Source organism: Pseudomonas sp. M20, from assembly GCF_045037865.1.
Classification (GTDB): Bacteria; Pseudomonadota; Gammaproteobacteria; order Pseudomonadales; family Pseudomonadaceae; genus Aquipseudomonas.
On sequence record NZ_CP173611.1, the window covers coordinates 4,775,021 to 4,794,575 of the forward strand.

Sequence of the window (19,555 nt, forward strand, 5' to 3'; positions counted from 1 at the left end):
CTCAGGCCGCGCCTAATTACTCGAACCAGTGGGCTCGGGCGGCCATGATCAACTTGCCGGCACGATCATCGTCAATGCCGTCGATGTCGAGCAGGTCGTCAATAGACTGCTCGGCCAGGTCTTCGCGGGTAATTACGCCGCGCACCGCCAGTTCCATCGCCAAATCCTTGTCCATACCCTCAAGCGAGAGCAGGTCTTCGGCCGGATGGGCGTCTGCCAGCTTTTCCTCAGTAGCGATGGCTTTGGTCAACAAACGATCCTTGGCACGAGCGCGAAGCTCGTTGACGGTATCTTCGTCAAAGCCGTCGATGTTGAGCATTTCTTCCAACGGTACGTAGGCAATCTCTTCCAGGCTGGTGAAGCCTTCATCTACCAGCACCTGTGCCAGATCTTCGTCGACTTCCAGCTCGTCGATGAAGTTGCGCAGGATGTCGCCGGTTTCTGCTTGCTGCTTAGCCTGGATGTCCGATTCGGTCATCACGTTCAGGGTCCAGCCAGTCAACTGGCTGGCCAGACGCACGTTCTGACCACCGCGACCGATGGCCTGAGCCAGATTGTCTGCGCCAACGGCGATGTCCATTGCATGGGCATCTTCGTCAACGATAATTGCCGCAACCTCAGCCGGGGACATGGCGTTGATCACGAACTGAGCCGGGTTGTCGTCCCACAGGACGATATCAACACGCTCACCGCCCAACTCACCCGACACTGCCTGGACGCGCGAACCGCGCATACCGATGCAAGCGCCCTGCGGGTCGATGCGTTTGTCCTTCGAGCGGACGGCGATCTTGGCACGCGAACCCGGATCACGGGACGCAGCCATTACTTCGATCAGGCCTTCAGCGATTTCCGGCACTTCGATACGGAACAGCTCGATGAGCATTTCCGGCGCGGTACGCGACAGGATCAGTTGCGGGCCGCGGTTCTCGGTGCGGATTTCCTTGAGCAGCGCACGCAAACGCACGCCGACACGGAAAGTTTCGCGAGAAATGATGTCTTCACGGGCCAGCAACGCTTCAGCGTTGTTACCCAGATCGACGATCACGTTGTCGCGAGTGACCTTTTTCACGGTGCCGGAGATAATTTCCCCAAGGCGCTCGCGATAAGCGTCAACCACTTGAGCGCGCTCGGCTTCACGCACTTTCTGCACGATGACTTGCTTGGCAGTCTGTGCAGCAATGCGGCCGAACTCGATGGATTCGATCTTTTCTTCAACGACGTCGCCAACGTTGGCACCCGGATGCGTTTCGGCAACCTTGCTCGGCCAGGTTTCGATGGCCGGATCGTCGAGATCATTCTCTTCGACGACCGTCCAGCGACGGAAAGTTTCGTATGCCCCGGTGTGGCGGTTAATTTCCACACGCAGGTCAACTTCGTCTTCAAAACGCTTTTTGGTAGCAGTGGCCAAAGCCAGCTCCAGCGCTTCAAAAATTACGCTTGCCGGTACGCCCTTTTCATTGGATACCGACTCAACAACCAGCAGTACTTCTTTGCTCATCGTACGCCTCGCCTTTCGCAAGCCATTGGATCCGCGGGATCCGCGTCTCAGTCAAAACTGGGAATAATGTTGGCCTTGTCGATCATATCGATCGGCAACAGGAACTCATGGTCTTCTACCTGCACCACGACATCCTGTTCTTCTACACCGCGCAGAAGGCCCTGAAAGTTGCGTCGACCTTCAAAAGGCGAGCGCAGCTTGATCTTCACTTGTTCACCGGCAAATTTTGCAAACTGCTCAAGAGTGAACAGTGGGCGCTCCATGCCAGGCGAGGAAACTTCAAGGGTGTATTCAACGGCGATTGGATCTTCAACATCCAGCACACCACTGATCTGACGGCTGACAATGGCGCAATCGTCCACCAGCACGCCACCCTCTTTATCGATATAAACGCGCAACATCGAGTGACGACCCTGAGCCGAAAACTCGATACCCCAGCATTCATAGCCCAGGGCCACGACCACCGGGGCCAGCAAGGCCTGCAACTCTTCTAGCTTGCTCGACACCTGAACCCCCTAGTGCATGATATGTGCATGCTTTGCAAAATAAAAAAATGGGCGAAACGCCCATCCTTGAAACGCCGTCGAACAGCGGCGTTGAAAGTGTCCAGCTAACAAAAAGCCCCTTAAAAGGGGCTCCTTAAACTGGTTGCGGGGGCCGGATTTGAACCGACGACCTTCGGGTTATGAGCCCGACGAGCTACCAGACTGCTCCACCCCGCGACAAAGCTGGGGCGGAAGTATACGACCGATCCCTTATAGGGTCAATGTAACCTTCCACCTGCAAGAAAGCCCGCAACAGCGGGCTCTCCTGACTAATTGGTACCGAGAAGGGGACTCGAACCCCTACACCCTATGGGCACAACCACCTCAAGGTTGCGTGTCTACCAATTCCACCACCTCGGCAAAACTACGTTGAAACTCTTCTTACTTCTGCTCTTGAGCTGGAGGTACGTCAGTCGCTGGAGTAGCCGACTTTTGCTCTTGAAGCACCGGGACATCATCAGAAGCCGGTTGTTGTTGCTTAGGTACTTCCAACACTGCTGGATTTGGGAGACCCGCCTGAGTTAGCTGATGAGCCTTCTCTTTAGCAAAGTAACCTAACCCCAAGCTGGTTATGAAGAAACCGGCGGCAAGTATAGCAGTAAACTTACTAAGAAAGGTAGAGGAACCTTGGCTTCCGAACACAGTATTTGAAGCACCTGCTCCGAAAGACGCGCCAGCGTCCGCACCCTTACCCTGCTGCAGCAAAACCAGAGCAACTACGCCCAATGCACCCAGCAGATGAAAAACGACTACGACTGTTTCCAGCATTTTTTCAGTTTCCCGCGGCGCGACAAATCGCACCGAACTCATCTGCATTCAGGGAAGCCCCACCAATGAGCCCCCCATCGATATCCGGCATGCCGAACAGTTCGACCGCATTGGCCGCCTTCACGCTGCCGCCGTATAGAAGCCGCACACCTCGTGCGACTTCAGAATTCTCTGCCGCCAGCTGCTCGCGAATGGCTTTATGCACATCCTGAGCTTGCTGTGGCGTCGCAGTCAGTCCGGTACCAATAGCCCAGACCGGCTCGTAAGCAATAACTGCCTTGGCAAAAGCACCGACACCCAGCTCCTCGATGATGCTGCCCAGCTGACGCCCGACAACTTCAAGAGTTTTCCCGGCTTCGCGCTGCTCAAGGGTTTCCCCTATACACAACACCGGAATCAAGCCACATGCCTGCGCAGCTGCAAACTTGCGATTCAGCATACCGTCCCGCTCGCCCATTATCTGGCGGCGCTCGGAGTGCCCGACAAGCACAAGAGAACAACCTGCATCTACCAACTGACTCGGAGCAATTTCACCGGTCAATGCACCTTGCATGGATTCCACCGCAGAATTCTGCGCGCCGACCGAAATCGACTTGCCTTTCAAGCCATCAATCACTTGATTGATATACAAGCAAGGCGGGAATACCGCGACATCAACACCGCTTGGCAAGGCCAGATGACGAAGGCCGTTGATCAGCTCAGCGACGCTGGCGCGGGTACCGTGCATCTTCCAGTTACCAGCTACCATAGGGCGACGCATGCTGTACCTCGTCGGTCAAAGTGGGCGCAGATGTTACCCAACACAATCATGGCTTGCAAGCCGTATCAGGCAGAAACTTCAGTTACCAGTTTTGCCAGCTCTTCGGCATAGTTGCGAACCTGAGTTTCGTCCTCACCTTCGACCATGACGCGCACCAACGGCTCTGTCCCGGACTTGCGCAAAAGCACGCGACCACGCCCGGCCATTGCCTGGGTTACACGTGCACTTGCTTCCTTGACAGCCGGGTGCTCCAGCGGACTCTCGCCACCACCGAAACGTACATTGATCAGCACCTGAGGACACTTGCGCAAAGCCTGGCGTGTTTGCGCAAGTCCTTCATTACGGGTCTTAAGCGCCATCAGCACTTGCAAAGCCGCGATGATCGCATCACCGGTGGTTGTGTGATTGAAGCAAACGATATGTCCCGAATTCTCGCCACCGACCAGCCAATTGCGCTCAAGCAGTTCGGCGATCACGTAGCGGTCGCCGACATTGGCGCGAATGAACGGAATCGAAAGATCCGCCAGCGCGAGTTCCAACCCCAGATTACTCATCAGGGTGCCGACGACACCGCCCTGCAATTTGCCACGCTCGTGCAGATCACGGGCGATGATGAACAACAATTCATCGCCATCAACGATGGCGCCAGTGTGATCGACCATCAACACCCGATCGCCGTCGCCATCAAAAGCGATACCCAGATCGGCGTGCTCTGCAAGCACCGCCGCCTGCAACTGCCCCATATGAGTCGAGCCGCAATTCTCGTTGATGTTCAGACCATTGGGCTGGGCCGACAATACGACGACTTCTGCACCCAGTTCCCGGAAGACACTCGGAGCAACTTTATAGGTCGCGCCATGCGCACAGTCGATGACGATTTTAAGGCCGGAAAAACTGGTGCCGGTTGGCACACTGCTCTTGCAGAACTCAATGTAGCGACCTGACGCATCATTGATTCGCGACACTTTGCCGATCTTGCTCGATTCAACCACCGTCATGGGGGTATCGAGCAACTCTTCGATCATCAACTCCAGCTCATCCGGCAGCTTTGTGCCCTTACCGGAGAAGAATTTGATGCCGTTATCGTCATGCGGGTTGTGCGAAGCACTGATCACGATACCGGCCTCAGCCTGGAACGTGCGTGACAGATAAGCGATAGCCGGCGTTGGCATAGGACCCAGCAGCATGACATCGGCTCCCGCCGATGTCAGACCAGCCTCAAGTGCCGATTCGAACATATAACCGGAAATCCGCGTGTCCTTGCCGACAAGTACCTTACAGGCACCCATCTTGCGAAAGGCCATGCCGGCCGCCCAGCCGAGCTTGAGCATGAAGTCAGGAGTAATCGGGTATTCACCGACTCGACCACGAATGCCGTCAGTACCAAAGTATTTCTTGCTCATAAGTGCTCCATCATTCTTATTCGGCTGATTCCACGGCCGCGATCATCCGCACCACGTCTACCGTTTCTGCAACATCATGGACACGCAATATGCGCGCACCTTTTACCGACGCCAGTGCCGCCAGCGCCAGGCCACCATGCAGCCGCTCGCCGACAGGACGATTCAAAGCCTGTCCGATCATGCTCTTTCGAGAAACTCCGACAAGCAAGGGCCTGCCCAATGCATGCAGGGCTTCCATGTGCTTGAACAAGCTTAGATTGTGCTGCAGGGTTTTGGCGAAACCGAAACCCGGATCGAGAATGATCCGCTCGGCAGGAATACCTGCCGCCGCACATTGCGCCATACGCTCAGCGAGAAACTCGCCGACTTCGCGCGTGACATCCCGATACTGCGGATTGTCCTGCATATCCCCGGGCTCACCGAGCATATGCATGAGACACACAGGCAAACCGGTAGCCGCCGCTGCATCCAGCGCACCATCGCGCTGTAGCGAGCGCACGTCGTTGATCAACCCGGCACCCAACCGCGCAGTTTCGCGCATGACGGCAGGTGTAGACGTATCCACCGAGATGATCACATCAAGCTCGCGATTGATCAGCTCGACGACCGGTGCGACGCGCTCAAGCTCTTCAAGCGGAGAGACTGCTCGCGCGCCAGGACGCGTGGATTCGCCACCGACATCAATCAGCGTCGCACCGGCTGCAACCATGGCTTCGGCGTGACGCAACGCCGCATCCAGCTGACTGTATTGGCCGCCGTCGGAGAAAGAATCAGGGGTGACATTGAGGATACCCATGACATGCGTCTGGGCCAAATCAAGAACCCGGTTGCCGCAAGGCAACCGGGTCAGGGACTGTACAGAAGTCATTTCAAACCTTAAACGTCAGCAGCCGGGCCGCCAATCGGTGTTTCCGGACGCTCGTCTCGAACCACAGGTGGCGGCGTACCGGTGCCACCTGACCAGTCACGAGGCTCGCGAGGTGTACGACCAGCCATGATGTCGTCGATCTGTTCAGCATCGATCGTTTCGTACTTCATCAGTGCATCAGCCATGGCATCGAGCTTGTCACGGTTGTCCGTGAGGATCTGCTTGGCCGTGCCATAGCACTGGTCAATGATGCTGCGCACTTCGGAGTCGATCAGCTTGGCTGTCTCGCCGGAGAAGCTGGCAGCCTGACCGCCACCACCGCGACCGAGGAATACTTCACCCTCTTCTTCGGCGTACATCAACGGACCGAGCTTTTCCGACAGACCCCACTTGGTCACCATGTTCCGTGCGATCTGGCTGGCACGCATGATGTCGTTAGAGGCGCCTGTAGTTACACCGTCGAAGCCCAGAGTCATTTCTTCTGCAATACGGCCGCCGTACAGCGAGCAGATCTGACTGATCAATGCGCGCTTGGACAGGCTGTAGCGATCTTCTTCCGGCAGGAACATGGTCACACCCAGCGCACGGCCGCGCGGAATGATCGACACCTTGTACACCGGATCATGCTCAGGCACGACGCGACCCACGATGGCGTGGCCAGCTTCGTGATAAGCGGTGTTCTGCTTCTCTTTTTCGGACATGACCATCGACTTGCGCTCGGCGCCCATCATGATCTTGTCTTTGGCCAGTTCGAACTCTTTCATTTCGACGATGCGCTTGCCACTACGTGCAGCGAACAAAGACGCTTCGTTGACCAGGTTAGCCAGGTCAGCACCCGAGAAGCCCGGAGTACCACGCGCGATAACGGCCGGAGCGACGTCGTCACCCATTGGCACTTTGCGCATGTGTACTTTGAGGATTTGTTCGCGACCACGGATATCCGGCAAACCAACCACGACCTGACGGTCGAAACGGCCCGGACGCAGCAGCGCAGGGTCGAGTACGTCTGGACGGTTGGTTGCAGCGATAACAATGATGCCATCGTTCATTTCGAAGCCGTCCATCTCAACCAGCAACTGGTTAAGAGTCTGCTCGCGCTCGTCGTGACCGCCACCCATGCCGGCGCCACGATGGCGACCGACGGCGTCGATTTCATCGATAAAGATGATGCAAGGCGCGTGCTTCTTCGCCTGCTCGAACATGTCACGTACACGACTGGCACCGACACCGACGAACATTTCGACGAAATCGGAACCGGAGATGGTGAAGAACGGAACCTTGGCTTCGCCGGCAATCGCCTTGGCCAGCAAGGTTTTACCGGTACCCGGAGGACCGACCATCAGCACACCGCGAGGAATACGGCCGCCCAGGCGCTGGAACTTGCCCGGATCACGGAGGAATTCAACCAGCTCACCGACTTCTTCCTTGGCTTCGTCGCAACCGGCGACGTCAGCCAATGTGGTTTTTACCTGGTCTTCGGAGAGCAGGCGCGCCTTGCTCTTGCCGAAGCTCATCGGTCCGCCCTTGCCGCCAGCACCGCCCTGCATCTGGCGCATGAAGAACATGAACACCGCGATGATCACCAGGATCGGGAAGCTGGCCACCAGAAGCTGGGTCCAGATGCTTTGCTGTTCAGGCTGCTTGCCTTCAACCACAACGTGGTTGTCGACCAGATCGCCGATCAGGCCATTGTCCTGGATTGCCGGACGAATGGTCTTGAAGCTGTCGCCATCATTGCGTTTGCCGGTGATTACATAGCCATCAACCGCTACGCGCTCGACCTTGCCATCCTTGACCTGCTGGATGAAGTCGGAATAGTTGAGGGTCTGCGGCTCGTTAGGGCTGGAGAAGTTGTTCATCACCGTCACCAGGACAGCCGCGATGATCAACCACAGGATCAGATTCTTTGCCATATCGTTCAATTAACTACCCTCTGAAGCAAGCTCCGCTACTGGCGCGCGCTTCGCATGATATTCACCGGCCTAACTTACTACATTACCTACGACTCTGGCAGGCGCCGTCTGTAACCCTTTGTGAAACACTTTCTACACAATATTCGTTAATGCTAGCCGGGCGAAATACTAAAAACCTATCACCCCGCACAAAAACCTCGTTTTACTCACTACGCCCGCGATAACCCCAAGCCAGCATGTATTGCTCGCGAGAGGTGCCACGAGAGGAGTCCGGCTTGATCATCTGGATCTTGTCGAACTTCTTGCGAGCGTCCTTCAGGTAAACATCAAATCCTTCACCCTGAAAAATCTTGATCACAAAATTGCCACCTGGCTTGAGGATCCGCTCCGCCAGATCAAGTGCCAGCTCGCACAGGAACATGGCCTTCGGCATATCCACTTCAGGCGTACCACTCATATTGGGGGCCATATCGGAAATCACAAGGTCCACCTGCGAATTACCCACAGCCTCAAGGATTCGCCCGAGCACTTCGTCCTCGGTGAAGTCTCCGTGAATGAAGGTCACGTCAGGAATACTGTCCATTTCCAGAATGTCCGATGCGATCAAACGGCCCTGACCGCCGATCAGGCGGCTGGTGACCTGCGACCAGCCCCCGGGCGCTGCACCTAGATCGACAACGCTCATGCCAGGGCGGATCAGCTTGTATTTCTCCTGGATTTCCAGAAGTTTGTAACTCGCACGCGAGCGGTAGCCATCCTTCTGCGCTTGTTTCACATAAGGATCGTTGACATGTCTTTTCAGCCAACCAAGGCTTGTCTTGGAACGCGCCATTGGGCACCTCGTTGATAAGGGTCGTGATTAATTGGGCGGATCCACGAGCCCTCGGGTAAAATGGCCGCCATTTTACAGAATCCAGACGAAAGGGTCAGATTATGCCGCTCACTCCAGAGCAGAAGAAACAGTACAAATCCATTGGCCACCACCTCAAACCAGTTTTGACGGTAGCTGACAACGGTTTGACTGAAGGTGTTTTAGCCGAACTTGAACGCGCTTTGGCGGATCACGAGCTGATCAAAATCAAGCTCAATATCCTCGATCGCGAATCGCGCCTCGCGCACATCGCAGAGCTGTGCAAGGTTGGCAAAGCGGACCTGGTGCAGGTCATCGGCAAGATGGCACTGATTTACCGCAAGAACTTCAGCGTCAACAAGCAACTGTCGAACGTTCATCGCTTCAAGTGATGACAAGGGTCAAGGGTGTGCTTCGCGCACCCTGCCACTCCATCCTGGCACCGGCTGCATTACCAGCACCAGCCCGGAAAACCCCAGAACCAGATAACTGAACACCTGCCAGCGCTGCGCATCCGGCCAGCCGACACGCACTGCGACAAACATCGCACACGCATACAAAGCCATCAACAGCACCTGCCCACGAAAATCTCGCCATAGACTGGCAAGGCCCTCGGCCTGTACCAGCACCAAAGCCTGAAAAATAACGCATGCTGCGGCAAAACCTACCACCAGCACTTCAAATGCACTGGCGACTTCATCGATCAGCAACGGTGCCAGGCCAATCTGGCCCAGAGCCGGCTGCAAACCGAGATGTATCAGCCATAGACCGCCGACCCAAAGCATCTGGGCCAGCTGCCAAAGCATGGCGCCCGCATGCAGCGGGCGCCCTTTTTCAGATGTGACGGACTTCGACAATCTCGTACTCGATCACGCCGCTCGGCGTTTTCACGGCGACCACATCGCCCTCTTCCTTGCCAATCAAGGCACGGGCCAAAGGCGAGCCAACCGAAATCTTGCCGAGTTTGAAGTCAGCCTCATCCTCACCCACGATGTGGTAAGTGACGCTTTCATCGGTCTCGACGTTGGCGATTTCGACGGTAGTACCGAAAATCACTTTGCCGGTGTGCGGAATCGACGTGACGTCAATGATGACCTGATTCTGAATCCGGCCTTCGATATCACGAATCCGCGCTTCGACCATGCCCTGCTGTTCGCGTGCGGCATGGTATTCAGCGTTTTCTTTCAAGTCACCCAACTCGCGGGCCGTACCGATGTCCTGGCTGAGCTTCGGACGAACGACCTTGGTCAGGTGAGCGTGTTCTTCTTCCAGGGCTTTAGCGCCCTGGACAGTCATTGGGTATTTGATCATGCCTTCAATCCTGCGTGTAGATCCTGCAAGCGACGCACGGTCTTTTCCGGACCGAACTTCAGCGCTTCACAGATAGCTTCGCCAGCAGCAATAGTGGTGGTGCAGTAAATCTTGTGCTGCAAGGCATTACGACGAATGGAGTACGAATCAGCGATCGACTGACGACCTTCGGTGGTGTTGATGATCAGGGTGACTTCGTCATTCTTGATCATGTCGACCACGTGCGGACGACCCTCGGTCACCTTGTTCACACGGCGCACTTTCAGGCCTGCGGCTTCGATTAGCTTGGCAGTACCGGCAGTGGCAACCACTTCGAAACCCAAGTTGATCAGATCGCGGGCCACGCCTGCAACCAGAGGCTTGTCATCGTCGCGAACGCTGATGAACGCAGTACCGCCGGTCGGCAGCACTTCGCTGGCGCCCATCTGGGCTTTGGCGAATGCTTCACCGAAGGTGTCGCCGACGCCCATCACTTCACCGGTCGACTTCATCTCTGGGCCGAGGATCGGGTCAACGCCAGGGAATTTGGCGAACGGGAACACCGCCTCTTTCACGCTGTAGAAGTTCGGGATGATTTCCTTGGTGAAGCCAATTTCTTTCAGGGTCTTACCAGCCATCACGCGGGCAGCGATCATGGCCAGGGAGACACCGATGCACTTCGACACGAACGGTACGGTACGCGAAGCGCGCGGGTTGACTTCGATGACGTAGATGTCTTCGCCCTGCAAAGCCAACTGCACGTTCATCAGGCCGACAACGCCCAGTTCCAGAGCCATTTTCTTGACCTGTTCGCGCATCTCGTCCTGGATGTGCGCCGGCAGCGAGTACGGCGGCAGCGAGCAAGCGGAGTCACCGGAGTGAACGCCAGCCTGTTCGATGTGCTGCATGATCGCGCCGATCACCACGTCTTTGCCGTCGCAGACCGCATCCACGTCCATCTCGATGGCGCAGTTGAGGAAGTGGTCGAGCAGCACCGGGCTGTCGTTGGACACTTTCACCGCGTCACGCAGGTAGCGCTTGAGCTCTTCTTCTTCGTAAACGATTTCCATCGCGCGACCACCCAGGACATAGGATGGGCGCACTACCAGCGGGTAGCCGATCTTGCTGGCGGCACGAATCGCTTCGTCTTCGCTGCGCACGGTGGCATTTGGCGGCTGACGCAGGTTCAGGCGCTCAACCATTTGCTGGAAGCGCTCACGGTCTTCGGCACGGTCGATAGCGTCAGGGCTGGTGCCGATGATTGGCACGCCAGCCGCTTCCAGGGCACGCGCCAGTTTCAGCGGAGTCTGACCACCGTACTGGACGATCACGCCTTTCGGCTTCTCGACGCGGCAGATTTCCAGCACGTCTTCGAGGGTTACCGATTCGAAGTACAGACGGTCGGAAGTGTCGTAGTCAGTGGAAACGGTTTCCGGGTTGCAGTTGACCATGATGGTTTCGTAGCCGTCTTCGCGCAGAGCGAGGGCGGCGTGCACGCAGCAGTAGTCGAACTCGATGCCCTGGCCGATACGGTTCGGACCGCCACCCAGAATCATGATCTTGTCGCGACCCGAAGGCGCGGCTTCGCACTCTTCCTCGTAAGTCGAGTAGAGGTATGCGGTGTCGGTGGCGAACTCGGCGGCGCAGGTGTCAACGCGCTTGTAAACCGGGAACACTTCCAGCTTGTGACGGTGCGTGCGCAGGTTCTTTTCGGTCACACCCAGCAGCTTGGCCAGACGCTGATCGGAGAAGCCTTTGCGCTTGAGCTTGTACATCAGGTCGCGGTCGATCGCGGACAGACCGAGGGTCTTGACCTTCTCTTCGTCCTTGATCAGATCTTCGATCTGTACCAGGAACCAAGGGTCGATCATGTTCATGGCGAAGATTTCTTCGACGGTCATGCCGGCGCGGAAAGCGTCCGCCACGTACCAGATACGCTCGGCGCCCGGCACGGTCAGTTCGCGCTTGAGCACGCTCATGCTTTCCGGGTTGCTCAGGTCGAGCTTCTCGTCCAGACCGCAAACGCCGACTTCCAGACCGCGCAGAGCTTTCTGCAGGGATTCCTGGAAGGTACGGCCGATGGCCATGACTTCACCAACCGACTTCATCTGAGTGGTCAGTCGCGCGTCAGCCTTGGCGAATTTCTCGAAGGCAAAGCGCGGCAGCTTGGTCACAACGTAGTCGATCGACGGCTCGAAGGACGCCGGAGTCTTGCCGCCGGTGATGTCGTTCGACAGTTCGTCGAGGGTGTAGCCCACAGCCAGTTTGGCCGCGACTTTTGCAATCGGGAAACCGGTGGCTTTCGAAGCCAGGGCCGAGGAACGCGATACGCGCGGGTTCATCTCGATCACGACCATGCGGCCAGTGTTCGGGCAGATACCGAATTGAACGTTGGAGCCGCCAGTCTCGACGCCGATCTCGCGCAGTACCGCCAGGGAGGCGTTACGCAGGATCTGGTATTCCTTGTCGGTCAGGGTTTGCGCTGGAGCAACGGTGATCGAGTCACCGGTGTGCACGCCCATCGGGTCGAAGTTTTCGATCGAGCAGACGATGATGCAGTTGTCCTTTTTGTCGCGGACAACTTCCATTTCATATTCTTTCCAGCCGATCAGCGATTCGTCGATCAGCAGCTCTTTGGTCGGCGACAGGTCCAGACCACGGGCGCAGATTTCTTCGAACTCTTCACGGTTGTAAGCGATACCGCCACCGGTGCCGCCCATGGTGAAGGACGGACGAATGATGCACGGGAAGCCGAGGGTTTCGAGAACCGCGTTGGCCTCTTCCATGCTGTGGGCGATACCGGAACGCGGGCACGCCAGGCCGATGGATTTCATCGCCTTGTCGAAACGCGAACGGTCTTCAGCCTTGTCGATGGTGTCAGCGTTGGCGCCGATCATTTCTACGCCGAACTTTTCCAGAACGCCTTCGCGTTCGAGGTCCAGGGCGCAGTTCAGAGCGGTCTGGCCGCCCATGGTTGGCAGCACCGCGTCCGGACGTTCTTTTTCGATGATCTTGGCAACGGTCTGCCACTTGATCGGTTCGATGTAGGTGGCGTCGGCCATGTCCGGGTCGGTCATGATGGTGGCCGGGTTGGAGTTCACCAGGATGACGCGGTAACCCTCTTCGCGCAGGGCTTTGCAGGCCTGGGCGCCGGAGTAGTCGAATTCGCAGGCCTGGCCGATAACGATCGGGCCAGCGCCGAGAATCAGGATGCTTTTAATGTCTGTACGTTTTGGCATGGGTTTGTCACTCAAATCCGCAGGTCAGTCGGCAAGCCGTCTTGATCGATTTCTGAAGTCTCGAGGGGGCCACCGGTGTCGGGGCCGCCCTCGAGGGGCTTCTCTCTACAGTCTCAAGGCGAACGCTTAGCGTCGCTTGGCCATCTCGTTGATGAAGCGGTCGAACAGTGGCGCGACATCGTTCGGGCCGGGGCTCGCTTCAGGGTGGCCCTGGAAGCTGAACGCGCTCTTGTCGGTGCGCTCGATGCCTTGCAGGGTGCCGTCGAACAGCGATTTGTGGATCGCACGCACATTGGCTGGCAGGGTTTCTTCGTCGACCGCGAAGCCGTGGTTCTGGCTGGTGATCATCACCACGCCAGTGTCCAGATCCTGCACCGGGTGGTTGGCACCGTGGTGGCCATGGCCCATTTTCAGGGTCTTGGCGCCGGAGGCCAGAGCCAGCAGTTGGTGACCGAGGCAGATGCCGAATACCGGAATTTCGGTTTCCAGCACTTCCTTGATCGCCTTGATCGCGTAGTCGCATGGCTCCGGGTCACCCGGGCCGTTGGACAGGAACACGCCGTCCGGCTTCAGTGCCAGCACATCAGCGGCCGGGGTCTGAGCCGGCACCACGGTGACGCGGCAGCCGCGCTCGACCAGCATGCGCAGGATGTTGACCTTGACGCCGTAGTCGTAAGCAACCACGTGGTAAGGCAGCTCGGAAGCGTCGATGGTCGCGTGGCTGTCGGTCTTCAGATCCCAGACAGTCGAGCGCCATTCGTATTGGGTCTTGGTGCTGACGACTTTCGCCAGGTCCATGCCTTTCAGGCCCGGGAAGCCTTGCGCAGCGGCGATGGCCGCTTCTTCGGAGATGTTGTCGCCGGCCATGATGCAGCCGTTCTGAGCGCCTTTTTCACGCAGGATACGGGTCAGGCGACGGGTGTCGATACCGGCGATGGCCACAACGTTGTTGGCTTTCAGGTAGTCGGACAGGGACATCGTGTTACGCCAGTTGCTCGCTACCAGCGGCAGGTCACGGATGACCAGGCCAGCGGACCAGACGCGGTCGGACTCGGCATCTTCCGGAGTGGTGCCGGTGTTGCCGATGTGCGGGTAAGTCAGGGTAACGATCTGTTGGGCGTAGGAAGGATCGGTAAGGATTTCCTGATAGCCGGTCATTGCGGTGTTGAACACCACCTCACCAACGGTTTGACCGTCGGCACCAATGGCTTCGCCGCGAAAAATGCTGCCATCAGCAAGGGCAAGTATGGCTGGCTTAGTCAAGAAGACCTCCCGTAAATAACGCATGAAAGGGCGATCGCAGGTTGTAAAAAAGCGGAGTGACGTATGGACACGTCACCCCGCTTCTTCACTGAATTATTCTGCGCGCTTTTAGTGGACACACTAAAGCTGTAGCTTACAGAAAAAGGCTTTTTTGGTCCACCGCTAAAGAGCCTAAAAGGCCGGAGAATGCGACAGGTCGTCGCCAAGCGGAGAAAAACCAGCGCAAACAGGGCGTTTGCGCCGGGTTCAGCAGTGTATCAACGCAGGTCGAGCACGTCTTGCATGTCATACAGACCCGGCTCACGACCATCCAGCCACAACGCAGCACGTACCGCGCCCTTGGCAAAAGTCATGCGACTCGAAGCCTTGTGCGTGATCTCCAGACGCTCACCTTCACAGGCGAACAGCACGGTGTGATCACCGACCACATCACCACCACGCACAGTGGCGAAGCCGATGGTTTCACGCTCACGAGCGCCGGTGTGACCTTCTCGACCGTAAACAGCAACCTTCTGCAGATCACGATCCAGCGCACTGGCAATCACTTCACCCATGCGCAACGCCGTACCCGACGGCGCATCGATCTTGTGACGGTGATGAGCTTCGATAATTTCGATGTCCGCTTCATCACCCAGCACGCGCGCCGCCATATCGAGCAATTTCAGCGACAGATTGACGCCGACACTGAAGTTGGCCGCGAACACGATCGGAATATCCTTGCCCGCCTCGGCCAGCAACTGTTTCTGCCCAGCGTCGAGGCCAGTGGTACCGATAACCATCGCTTTGCCTGCCTTGCGGCAGAACGCGAGGTTTTTCAGCATAACTTCCGGCAGGGTGAAGTCGATCAATACATCGAACTCTTCAGCCACAGCTTCGATATGCCCGGACAGCGGCACGCCGATACGACCCAGCGAGGCCAGCTCACCGGCATCAACGCCGATCAGCGTACTGCCCGGACGAACCACGGCAGCGGTCAACCCGGTCAGCGGCGCGCGCTGCTGCACGGCTTCGACCAGAATCTTGCCCATGCGCCCAGCAGCGCCCATCACAGCTATACGTCGCATGCGGACTCCTTACAGATCGCCGAAGAAGCGCTTCACACCGTCGAACCAGCCAGTGGTTTTCGGCGAGTGGCTGTTGTCGTCCGCCAGCGAGCTGCGGAACTCTTCCAGCAGTTCGCGCTGACGACGATTCAGATTGACCGGCGTCTCGACTGCCACACGGCACATCAAGTCGCCCGCACCGCCGCCACGTACCGGCGCCACGCCTTTACCGCGCACGCGGAACTGCTTGCCGGTCTGAGTGCCTTCGGGAATTTTCAGTTTGACGCGACCGTCGAGGGTCGGAATTTCCAACTCGCCGCCCAACGCCGCATCGACGAAGCTGATCGGCACTTCGCAGAACAGATGTTTGCCATCACGCTGGAAGATGTCGTGCTCGCGCACGTTGATGACTACATACAGGTCGCCAGTCGGCCCGCCCTGCGAACCCGCCTCGCCTTCGCCGGACAGACGAATGCGGTCGCCGGTGTCGACGCCGGCCGGCACTTTGACCGACAGGGTTTTGTACTCTTCAACGCGACCGTCACCGTGGCAGGAGTCGCACGGATCGGAAATGATCTTGCCCTGGCCATGGCAACGCGGGCAGGTTTGCTGCACCGAGAAGAAGCCCTGCTGCATGCGCACCTGACCGATGCCACCACAGGTCGGGCACGTCGATGGCGAGGAGCCCTTCTTGGCACCCGAACCGTCGCACGGCTTGCAATTGACCAGTGTCGGAACGCGGATATTCACCGACGTACCGCGCACCGCTTCTTCCAGATTCAGCTCCAGGGTGTAGCGCAAGTCGCTGCCACGCTGAGCGCCGCCACGGGAACCGCCGCGACCGCCACCGAAGAAATCACTGAAGACATCACCAAAGATGTCCGAGAAGTTCTGACCGCCGAAACCGGCACCGCCGCCACCCATGCTCGGGTCGACACCGGCATGACCGTACTGGTCGTACGCCGCACGCTTGCTGGAGTCGGACAGCACTTCGTAGGCCTCGTTGGCCTCTTTGAACATTTCTTCCGACGCTTTGTCATCGGGATTACGGTCCGGGTGGTGCTTCATCGCCAGACGACGGTAAGCCTTTTTCAGGTCCGCATCGCTTGAGCCGCGCTCAACACCCAACACTTCGTAATAGTCACGCTTTGCCATAAGTCTTCTGCACTCTTGAGGACGTTCGGCAAACCCCTCCTGAGGATCGCCAAACTCGTTGAGCCCCAATACAGGCCCGGACCCAACTCACGTCAATTCAACGATCCTGGTCTTTGTTTCTTGCGGTACTTTCGGCACGAAAAGCAGGAGCATTCCCGGCCATACCACCAACATCCGAACCTTGTCGCATGCTGTAAAAATTCGCGTATTCCAGATACGCCAACGCGGGAGCTAGCTCCCGCGCGGCGACATCCTACCAGTCACTGCCTAAAGGCAGTCAACCGGCCGACCAACAACTTACTTGTGGTCTTTGACTTCTTCGAACTCTGCATCGACAACGTCGTCAGCCTTCTCAGCCGATTCGCCTTGCGGGGCTGCACCATCAGCTGGCTGCGCCTGTTCGGCGTACATCTTCTGAGCAACCGGAGCGGAGACTTTCGACAGCTCTTCAACCTTGGCTTCGATAGCAGCCTTGTCGTCGCCTTTGACAGCGGCTTCCAGAGCAACCACAGCGGCTTCGATCGCAGTCTTCTCTTCGGCGGTGACTTTGTCGCCCGCGTCAGCAATCATTTTGCGCGTCGAGTGAACCAGTGCATCACCCTGGTTACGGGCAGCGGCCAGCTCTTCGAACTTGCGGTCTTCCTCAGCGTTGGCTTCGGCGTCACGCACCATGCGCTCGATTTCTTCGTCGGACAGACCGGAGTTGGCCTTGATCACGATCGACTGAGTCTTGCCGGTCGCCTTGTCTTTCGCACCAACGTGCAGGATGCCGTTAGCGTCGATGTCGAAGGTCACTTCGATCTGCGGCACGCCACGTGGAGCAGGTGGAATGTCGGCCAGGTCGAACTTGCCCAGGGACTTGTTCTGAGTGGCTTGCTTACGCTCGCCCTGCAGCACGTGAATGGTCACAGCGCCCTGGTTGTCGTCGGCAGTCGAGAACACTTGCGATTTCTTGGTAGGAATCGTGGTGTTTTTCTCGATCAGCGCGGTCATCACGCCACCCATGGTTTCGATACCCAGGGTCAGCGGGCTGACGTCGAGCAGCAGAACGTCTTTCACGTCACCGGCCAGAACGGCGCCCTGAATCGCTGCACCCATGGCAACAGCTTCGTCCGGGTTAACGTCTTTACGCGCTTCTTTACCGAAGAAATCAGTAACCAGCTTCTGCACCAGCGGCATACGGGTCTGACCACCGACCAGAATCACGTCGTTGATCGCGCCAACGTCCAGACCAGCGTCTTTCATGGCGATGCGGCAAGGTTCGATGGTGCGCTGAACCAGGTCTTCAACCAGTGCTTCGAGCTTGGCACGCGAGATCTTCACGTTCAGGTGCTTAGGACCGGTCGCGTCTGCAGTGATGTACGGCAGGTTGACGTCGGTCGACTGAGCGGACGACAGCTCGATCTTGGCTTTCTCAGCGGCTTCTTTCAGGCGCTGCATGGCCAGCGGGTCACCTTTGAGGTTCATGCCGCTTTCTTTCTTGAATTCGTCAACGAGGTAGTCGATCAGACGAATGTCAAAGTCTTCACCACCGAGGAACGTGTCACCGTTGGTGGCCAGAACTTCGAACTGGTGCTCGCCATCAACTTCAGCGATCTCGATCACGGAAACGTCGAAGGTACCGCCACCCAGGTCATAAACGATCACGGTGTGATCGCCCTTGGCCTTGTCCATACCGTAAGCCAGAGCAGCTGCGGTCGGTTCGTTGATGATGCGTTTTACGTCCAGACCGGCGATGCGGCCGGCGTCTTTGGTCGCCTGACGCTGGCTGTCGTTGAAGTAGGCCGGAACGGTGATCACCGCTTCGGTCACGGTCTCGCCGAGGTAGTCTTCGGCGGTCTTCTTCATCTTTTTCAGAATTTCAGCCGAGATTTGTGGCGGTGCCATTTTCTGGCCGTTCACTTCAACCCAGGCGTCGTTGTTGTCAGCCTTGACGATCTTGTAAGGGACCATCTGGATGTCTTTCTGCACAACTTCTTCGTCGAAACGACGACCGATCAGACGCTTTACTGCGTACAGGGTGTTGTGCGGGTTGGTCACAGCCTGACGCTTGGCCGACTGACCTACCAGAATTTCGCCATCGTTGGCGTAAGCGATGATCGACGGCGTGGTACGCGCGCCTTCAGCGTTTTCAATAACTTTTGCTTTGCCGTTTTCCAGCACGGAGACGCAGGAGTTGGTAGTCCCCAGGTCGATACCGATAATTTTGCCCATGTTAACTCTCCCGAAACTTTGGATTTTTTTGCCGCAGCAGTGGTGGCTGACTGCGGTAATACTTAAACGCTTGACTTCTAAATGGGGGCCTTGCGGCTAATTTCAAGCCTTCTCGTCAATCGAAGGCGAAATTGGCGCAGGCGCCTTGCTGACCACAACCATGGCCGGACGCAGCAGGCGACCGTTGAGCTGGTAGCCCTTCTGGAACACCTTCAGAACGCTGTTCGGTTCTACGTCGGCGCTTTCTTGCATGGCCATCGCTTGATGCTGAACGGCGTTGAACGGTTCGCCGTGCGGATCGATCGCTTCCAGCTGATAACGCTTGAGGGTGTCGTGGAACATTTTCAGCGTCAGCTCAATGCCTTCGCGCATCGGACGAATGCTTTCGTCGTCCGGGTTCGACAGCTCGAGGCCGCGCTCCAGGCTGTCGACGATCGGCAACAGGTCGCCGGCAAATTTTTCCAGGGCAAACTTGTGCGCCTTCTCGACGTCCTGCTCGGCACGGCGACGGACGTTCTGCAGATCAGCAGCAACACGCAGAGATTGATCCTGCGCGGCGGCCAATTGCTCTTCGAGCACTTGTACACGGGTCGCCAGGTCATCACCCGAACCTTCGGGCGCCTGATTGGCTTCTGGGTTTTGCGTATCTACTGTCTGTTCGTCAGCCATAGAATTCTCCTTTCAATTTCGTCCGCGAGCCTGACTCGCGCTTCTGCCCCGATATATGGGGCCGCAAAATCAGGCTT

Annotated in this window: 17 protein-coding genes and 2 tRNA genes; 1 reads left to right on the top strand and 18 read right to left on the bottom strand. The window is 57.4% G+C overall.

Translation table 11 applies throughout. The annotated features are described in order from the left end of the window. Positions 1 to 16: 16 nt before the first annotated feature. From nusA to rlmE, 10 genes are all read right to left on the bottom strand, one after another. Positions 17 to 1,498, bottom strand: coding sequence for a transcription termination factor NusA (gene nusA / locus ACI514_RS21290; RefSeq protein ID WP_008088341.1), 1,482 nt, complete (start codon positions 1,496 to 1,498; stop codon positions 17 to 19). Between the two features lie 47 nt (positions 1,499 to 1,545). Continuing rightward, on the bottom strand, positions 1,546 to 2,004 hold the full coding sequence (rimP, locus tag ACI514_RS21295; protein WP_007993601.1) for a ribosome maturation factor RimP: 459 nt from the start codon (positions 2,002 to 2,004) through the stop codon (positions 1,546 to 1,548). A gap of 139 nt (positions 2,005 to 2,143) precedes the next feature. After that, positions 2,144 to 2,220, bottom strand: a tRNA-Met gene (locus tag ACI514_RS21300). Between the two features lie 97 nt (positions 2,221 to 2,317). Beyond that, a tRNA-Leu gene (locus tag ACI514_RS21305) sits at positions 2,318 to 2,403 on the bottom strand. A gap of 21 nt (positions 2,404 to 2,424) precedes the next feature. After that, on the bottom strand, positions 2,425 to 2,811 hold the full coding sequence (secG, locus tag ACI514_RS21310; RefSeq protein ID WP_016986497.1) for a preprotein translocase subunit SecG: 387 nt from the start codon (positions 2,809 to 2,811) through the stop codon (positions 2,425 to 2,427). Positions 2,812 to 2,815: 4 nt separating this feature from the next. Beyond that, on the bottom strand, positions 2,816 to 3,571 hold the full coding sequence (gene tpiA / locus ACI514_RS21315) for a triose-phosphate isomerase (protein WP_016986498.1): 756 nt from the start codon (positions 3,569 to 3,571) through the stop codon (positions 2,816 to 2,818). A gap of 65 nt (positions 3,572 to 3,636) precedes the next feature. Continuing rightward, positions 3,637 to 4,974, bottom strand: a complete 1,338-nt coding sequence (gene glmM / locus ACI514_RS21320; protein ID WP_064119464.1) for a phosphoglucosamine mutase — start codon at positions 4,972 to 4,974, stop codon at positions 3,637 to 3,639. Between the two features lie 16 nt (positions 4,975 to 4,990). Further along, on the bottom strand, positions 4,991 to 5,842 hold the full coding sequence (gene folP, locus ACI514_RS21325) for a dihydropteroate synthase (RefSeq protein ID WP_160055785.1): 852 nt from the start codon (positions 5,840 to 5,842) through the stop codon (positions 4,991 to 4,993). Between the two features lie 8 nt (positions 5,843 to 5,850). Beyond that, positions 5,851 to 7,755: an ATP-dependent zinc metalloprotease FtsH gene (gene ftsH / locus ACI514_RS21330; RefSeq protein ID WP_160060049.1), complete on the bottom strand. Its 1,905-nt coding sequence runs from the start codon at positions 7,753 to 7,755 to the stop codon at positions 5,851 to 5,853. A 202-nt stretch (positions 7,756 to 7,957) separates the two neighbouring features. Further along, positions 7,958 to 8,587 carry a 23S rRNA (uridine(2552)-2'-O)-methyltransferase RlmE gene (gene rlmE / locus ACI514_RS21335; RefSeq protein WP_105705404.1) on the bottom strand — a complete coding sequence of 210 codons (630 nt, stop codon included), beginning with the start codon at positions 8,585 to 8,587 and terminating at the stop codon, positions 7,958 to 7,960. A gap of 101 nt (positions 8,588 to 8,688) precedes the next feature. Between rlmE and ACI514_RS21340 the strand changes: the two genes are divergently transcribed. After that, entirely contained in the window at positions 8,689 to 8,997 is a 309-nt protein-coding gene (locus ACI514_RS21340) for a YhbY family RNA-binding protein (protein WP_007915235.1), read from the top strand. Between the two features lie 9 nt (positions 8,998 to 9,006). Here ACI514_RS21340 and ACI514_RS21345 read toward each other — a convergent pair whose 3' ends face one another. From ACI514_RS21345 to grpE, 8 genes are all read right to left on the bottom strand, one after another. Further along, positions 9,007 to 9,411 (bottom strand): MFS transporter, encoded by a 405-nt coding sequence (locus ACI514_RS21345; protein WP_405122318.1) that lies wholly within the window; start codon positions 9,409 to 9,411, stop codon positions 9,007 to 9,009. 28 nt (positions 9,412 to 9,439) lie between these two features. Next, complete coding sequence (gene greA / locus ACI514_RS21350) at positions 9,440 to 9,916, bottom strand: transcription elongation factor GreA (RefSeq protein ID WP_064119469.1); 477 nt, start codon at positions 9,914 to 9,916, stop codon at positions 9,440 to 9,442. Continuing rightward, the gene (carB, locus tag ACI514_RS21355) at positions 9,913 to 13,134 is read right to left on the bottom strand and encodes a carbamoyl-phosphate synthase large subunit (protein ID WP_405122319.1); all 3,222 of its coding nucleotides are present in this window, start codon (positions 13,132 to 13,134) and stop codon (positions 9,913 to 9,915) included. Before carB ends, greA begins: the two co-directional genes overlap by 4 nt. Positions 13,135 to 13,260: 126 nt before the next feature. Next, a complete protein-coding gene (gene carA / locus ACI514_RS21360; RefSeq protein WP_007915228.1) occupies positions 13,261 to 14,397 on the bottom strand; it encodes a glutamine-hydrolyzing carbamoyl-phosphate synthase small subunit in 1,137 nt (378 codons plus the stop codon). A gap of 257 nt (positions 14,398 to 14,654) precedes the next feature. Next, complete coding sequence (dapB, locus tag ACI514_RS21365) at positions 14,655 to 15,461, bottom strand: 4-hydroxy-tetrahydrodipicolinate reductase (protein ID WP_160055781.1); 807 nt, start codon at positions 15,459 to 15,461, stop codon at positions 14,655 to 14,657. A gap of 9 nt (positions 15,462 to 15,470) precedes the next feature. After that, positions 15,471 to 16,595: a molecular chaperone DnaJ gene (gene dnaJ, locus ACI514_RS21370; RefSeq protein ID WP_160055779.1), complete on the bottom strand. Its 1,125-nt coding sequence runs from the start codon at positions 16,593 to 16,595 to the stop codon at positions 15,471 to 15,473. Positions 16,596 to 16,892: 297 nt separating this feature from the next. Continuing rightward, positions 16,893 to 18,809 carry a molecular chaperone DnaK gene (dnaK, locus tag ACI514_RS21375; protein ID WP_007915221.1) on the bottom strand — a complete coding sequence of 639 codons (1,917 nt, stop codon included), beginning with the start codon at positions 18,807 to 18,809 and terminating at the stop codon, positions 16,893 to 16,895. 102 nt (positions 18,810 to 18,911) lie between these two features. Next, a complete protein-coding gene (grpE, locus tag ACI514_RS21380) occupies positions 18,912 to 19,478 on the bottom strand; it encodes a nucleotide exchange factor GrpE (protein WP_007915219.1) in 567 nt (188 codons plus the stop codon). Between the last annotated feature and the right edge of the window lie 77 nt (positions 19,479 to 19,555).

What these genes read in the sequence shown, in the direction of transcription:
- nusA (WP_008088341.1), bottom strand. Translation starts at nt 1,498, where the DNA reads ATGAGCAAAGAAGTACTGCTGGTTGTTGAGTCGGTATCCAATGAAAAG.
- secG (WP_016986497.1), bottom strand. Translation starts at nt 2,811, where the DNA reads ATGCTGGAAACAGTCGTAGTCGTTTTTCATCTGCTGGGTGCATTGGGC.
- tpiA (WP_016986498.1), bottom strand. Translation starts at nt 3,571, where the DNA reads ATGCGTCGCCCTATGGTAGCTGGTAACTGGAAGATGCACGGTACCCGC.
- glmM (WP_064119464.1), bottom strand. Translation starts at nt 4,974, where the DNA reads ATGAGCAAGAAATACTTTGGTACTGACGGCATTCGTGGTCGAGTCGGT.
- folP (WP_160055785.1), bottom strand. Translation starts at nt 5,842, where the DNA reads ATGACTTCTGTACAGTCCCTGACCCGGTTGCCTTGCGGCAACCGGGTT.
- ftsH (WP_160060049.1), bottom strand. Translation starts at nt 7,755, where the DNA reads ATGGCAAAGAATCTGATCCTGTGGTTGATCATCGCGGCTGTCCTGGTG.
- rlmE (WP_105705404.1), bottom strand. Translation starts at nt 8,587, where the DNA reads ATGGCGCGTTCCAAGACAAGCCTTGGTTGGCTGAAAAGACATGTCAAC.
- ACI514_RS21340 (WP_007915235.1), top strand. Translation starts at nt 8,689, where the DNA reads ATGCCGCTCACTCCAGAGCAGAAGAAACAGTACAAATCCATTGGCCAC.
- ACI514_RS21345 (WP_405122318.1), bottom strand. Translation starts at nt 9,411, where the DNA reads ATGCTTTGGCAGCTGGCCCAGATGCTTTGGGTCGGCGGTCTATGGCTG.
- greA (WP_064119469.1), bottom strand. Translation starts at nt 9,916, where the DNA reads ATGATCAAATACCCAATGACTGTCCAGGGCGCTAAAGCCCTGGAAGAA.
- carB (WP_405122319.1), bottom strand. Translation starts at nt 13,134, where the DNA reads ATGCCAAAACGTACAGACATTAAAAGCATCCTGATTCTCGGCGCTGGC.
- dapB (WP_160055781.1), bottom strand. Translation starts at nt 15,461, where the DNA reads ATGCGACGTATAGCTGTGATGGGCGCTGCTGGGCGCATGGGCAAGATT.
- dnaJ (WP_160055779.1), bottom strand. Translation starts at nt 16,595, where the DNA reads ATGGCAAAGCGTGACTATTACGAAGTGTTGGGTGTTGAGCGCGGCTCA.
- dnaK (WP_007915221.1), bottom strand. Translation starts at nt 18,809, where the DNA reads ATGGGCAAAATTATCGGTATCGACCTGGGGACTACCAACTCCTGCGTC.
- grpE (WP_007915219.1), bottom strand. Translation starts at nt 19,478, where the DNA reads ATGGCTGACGAACAGACAGTAGATACGCAAAACCCAGAAGCCAATCAG.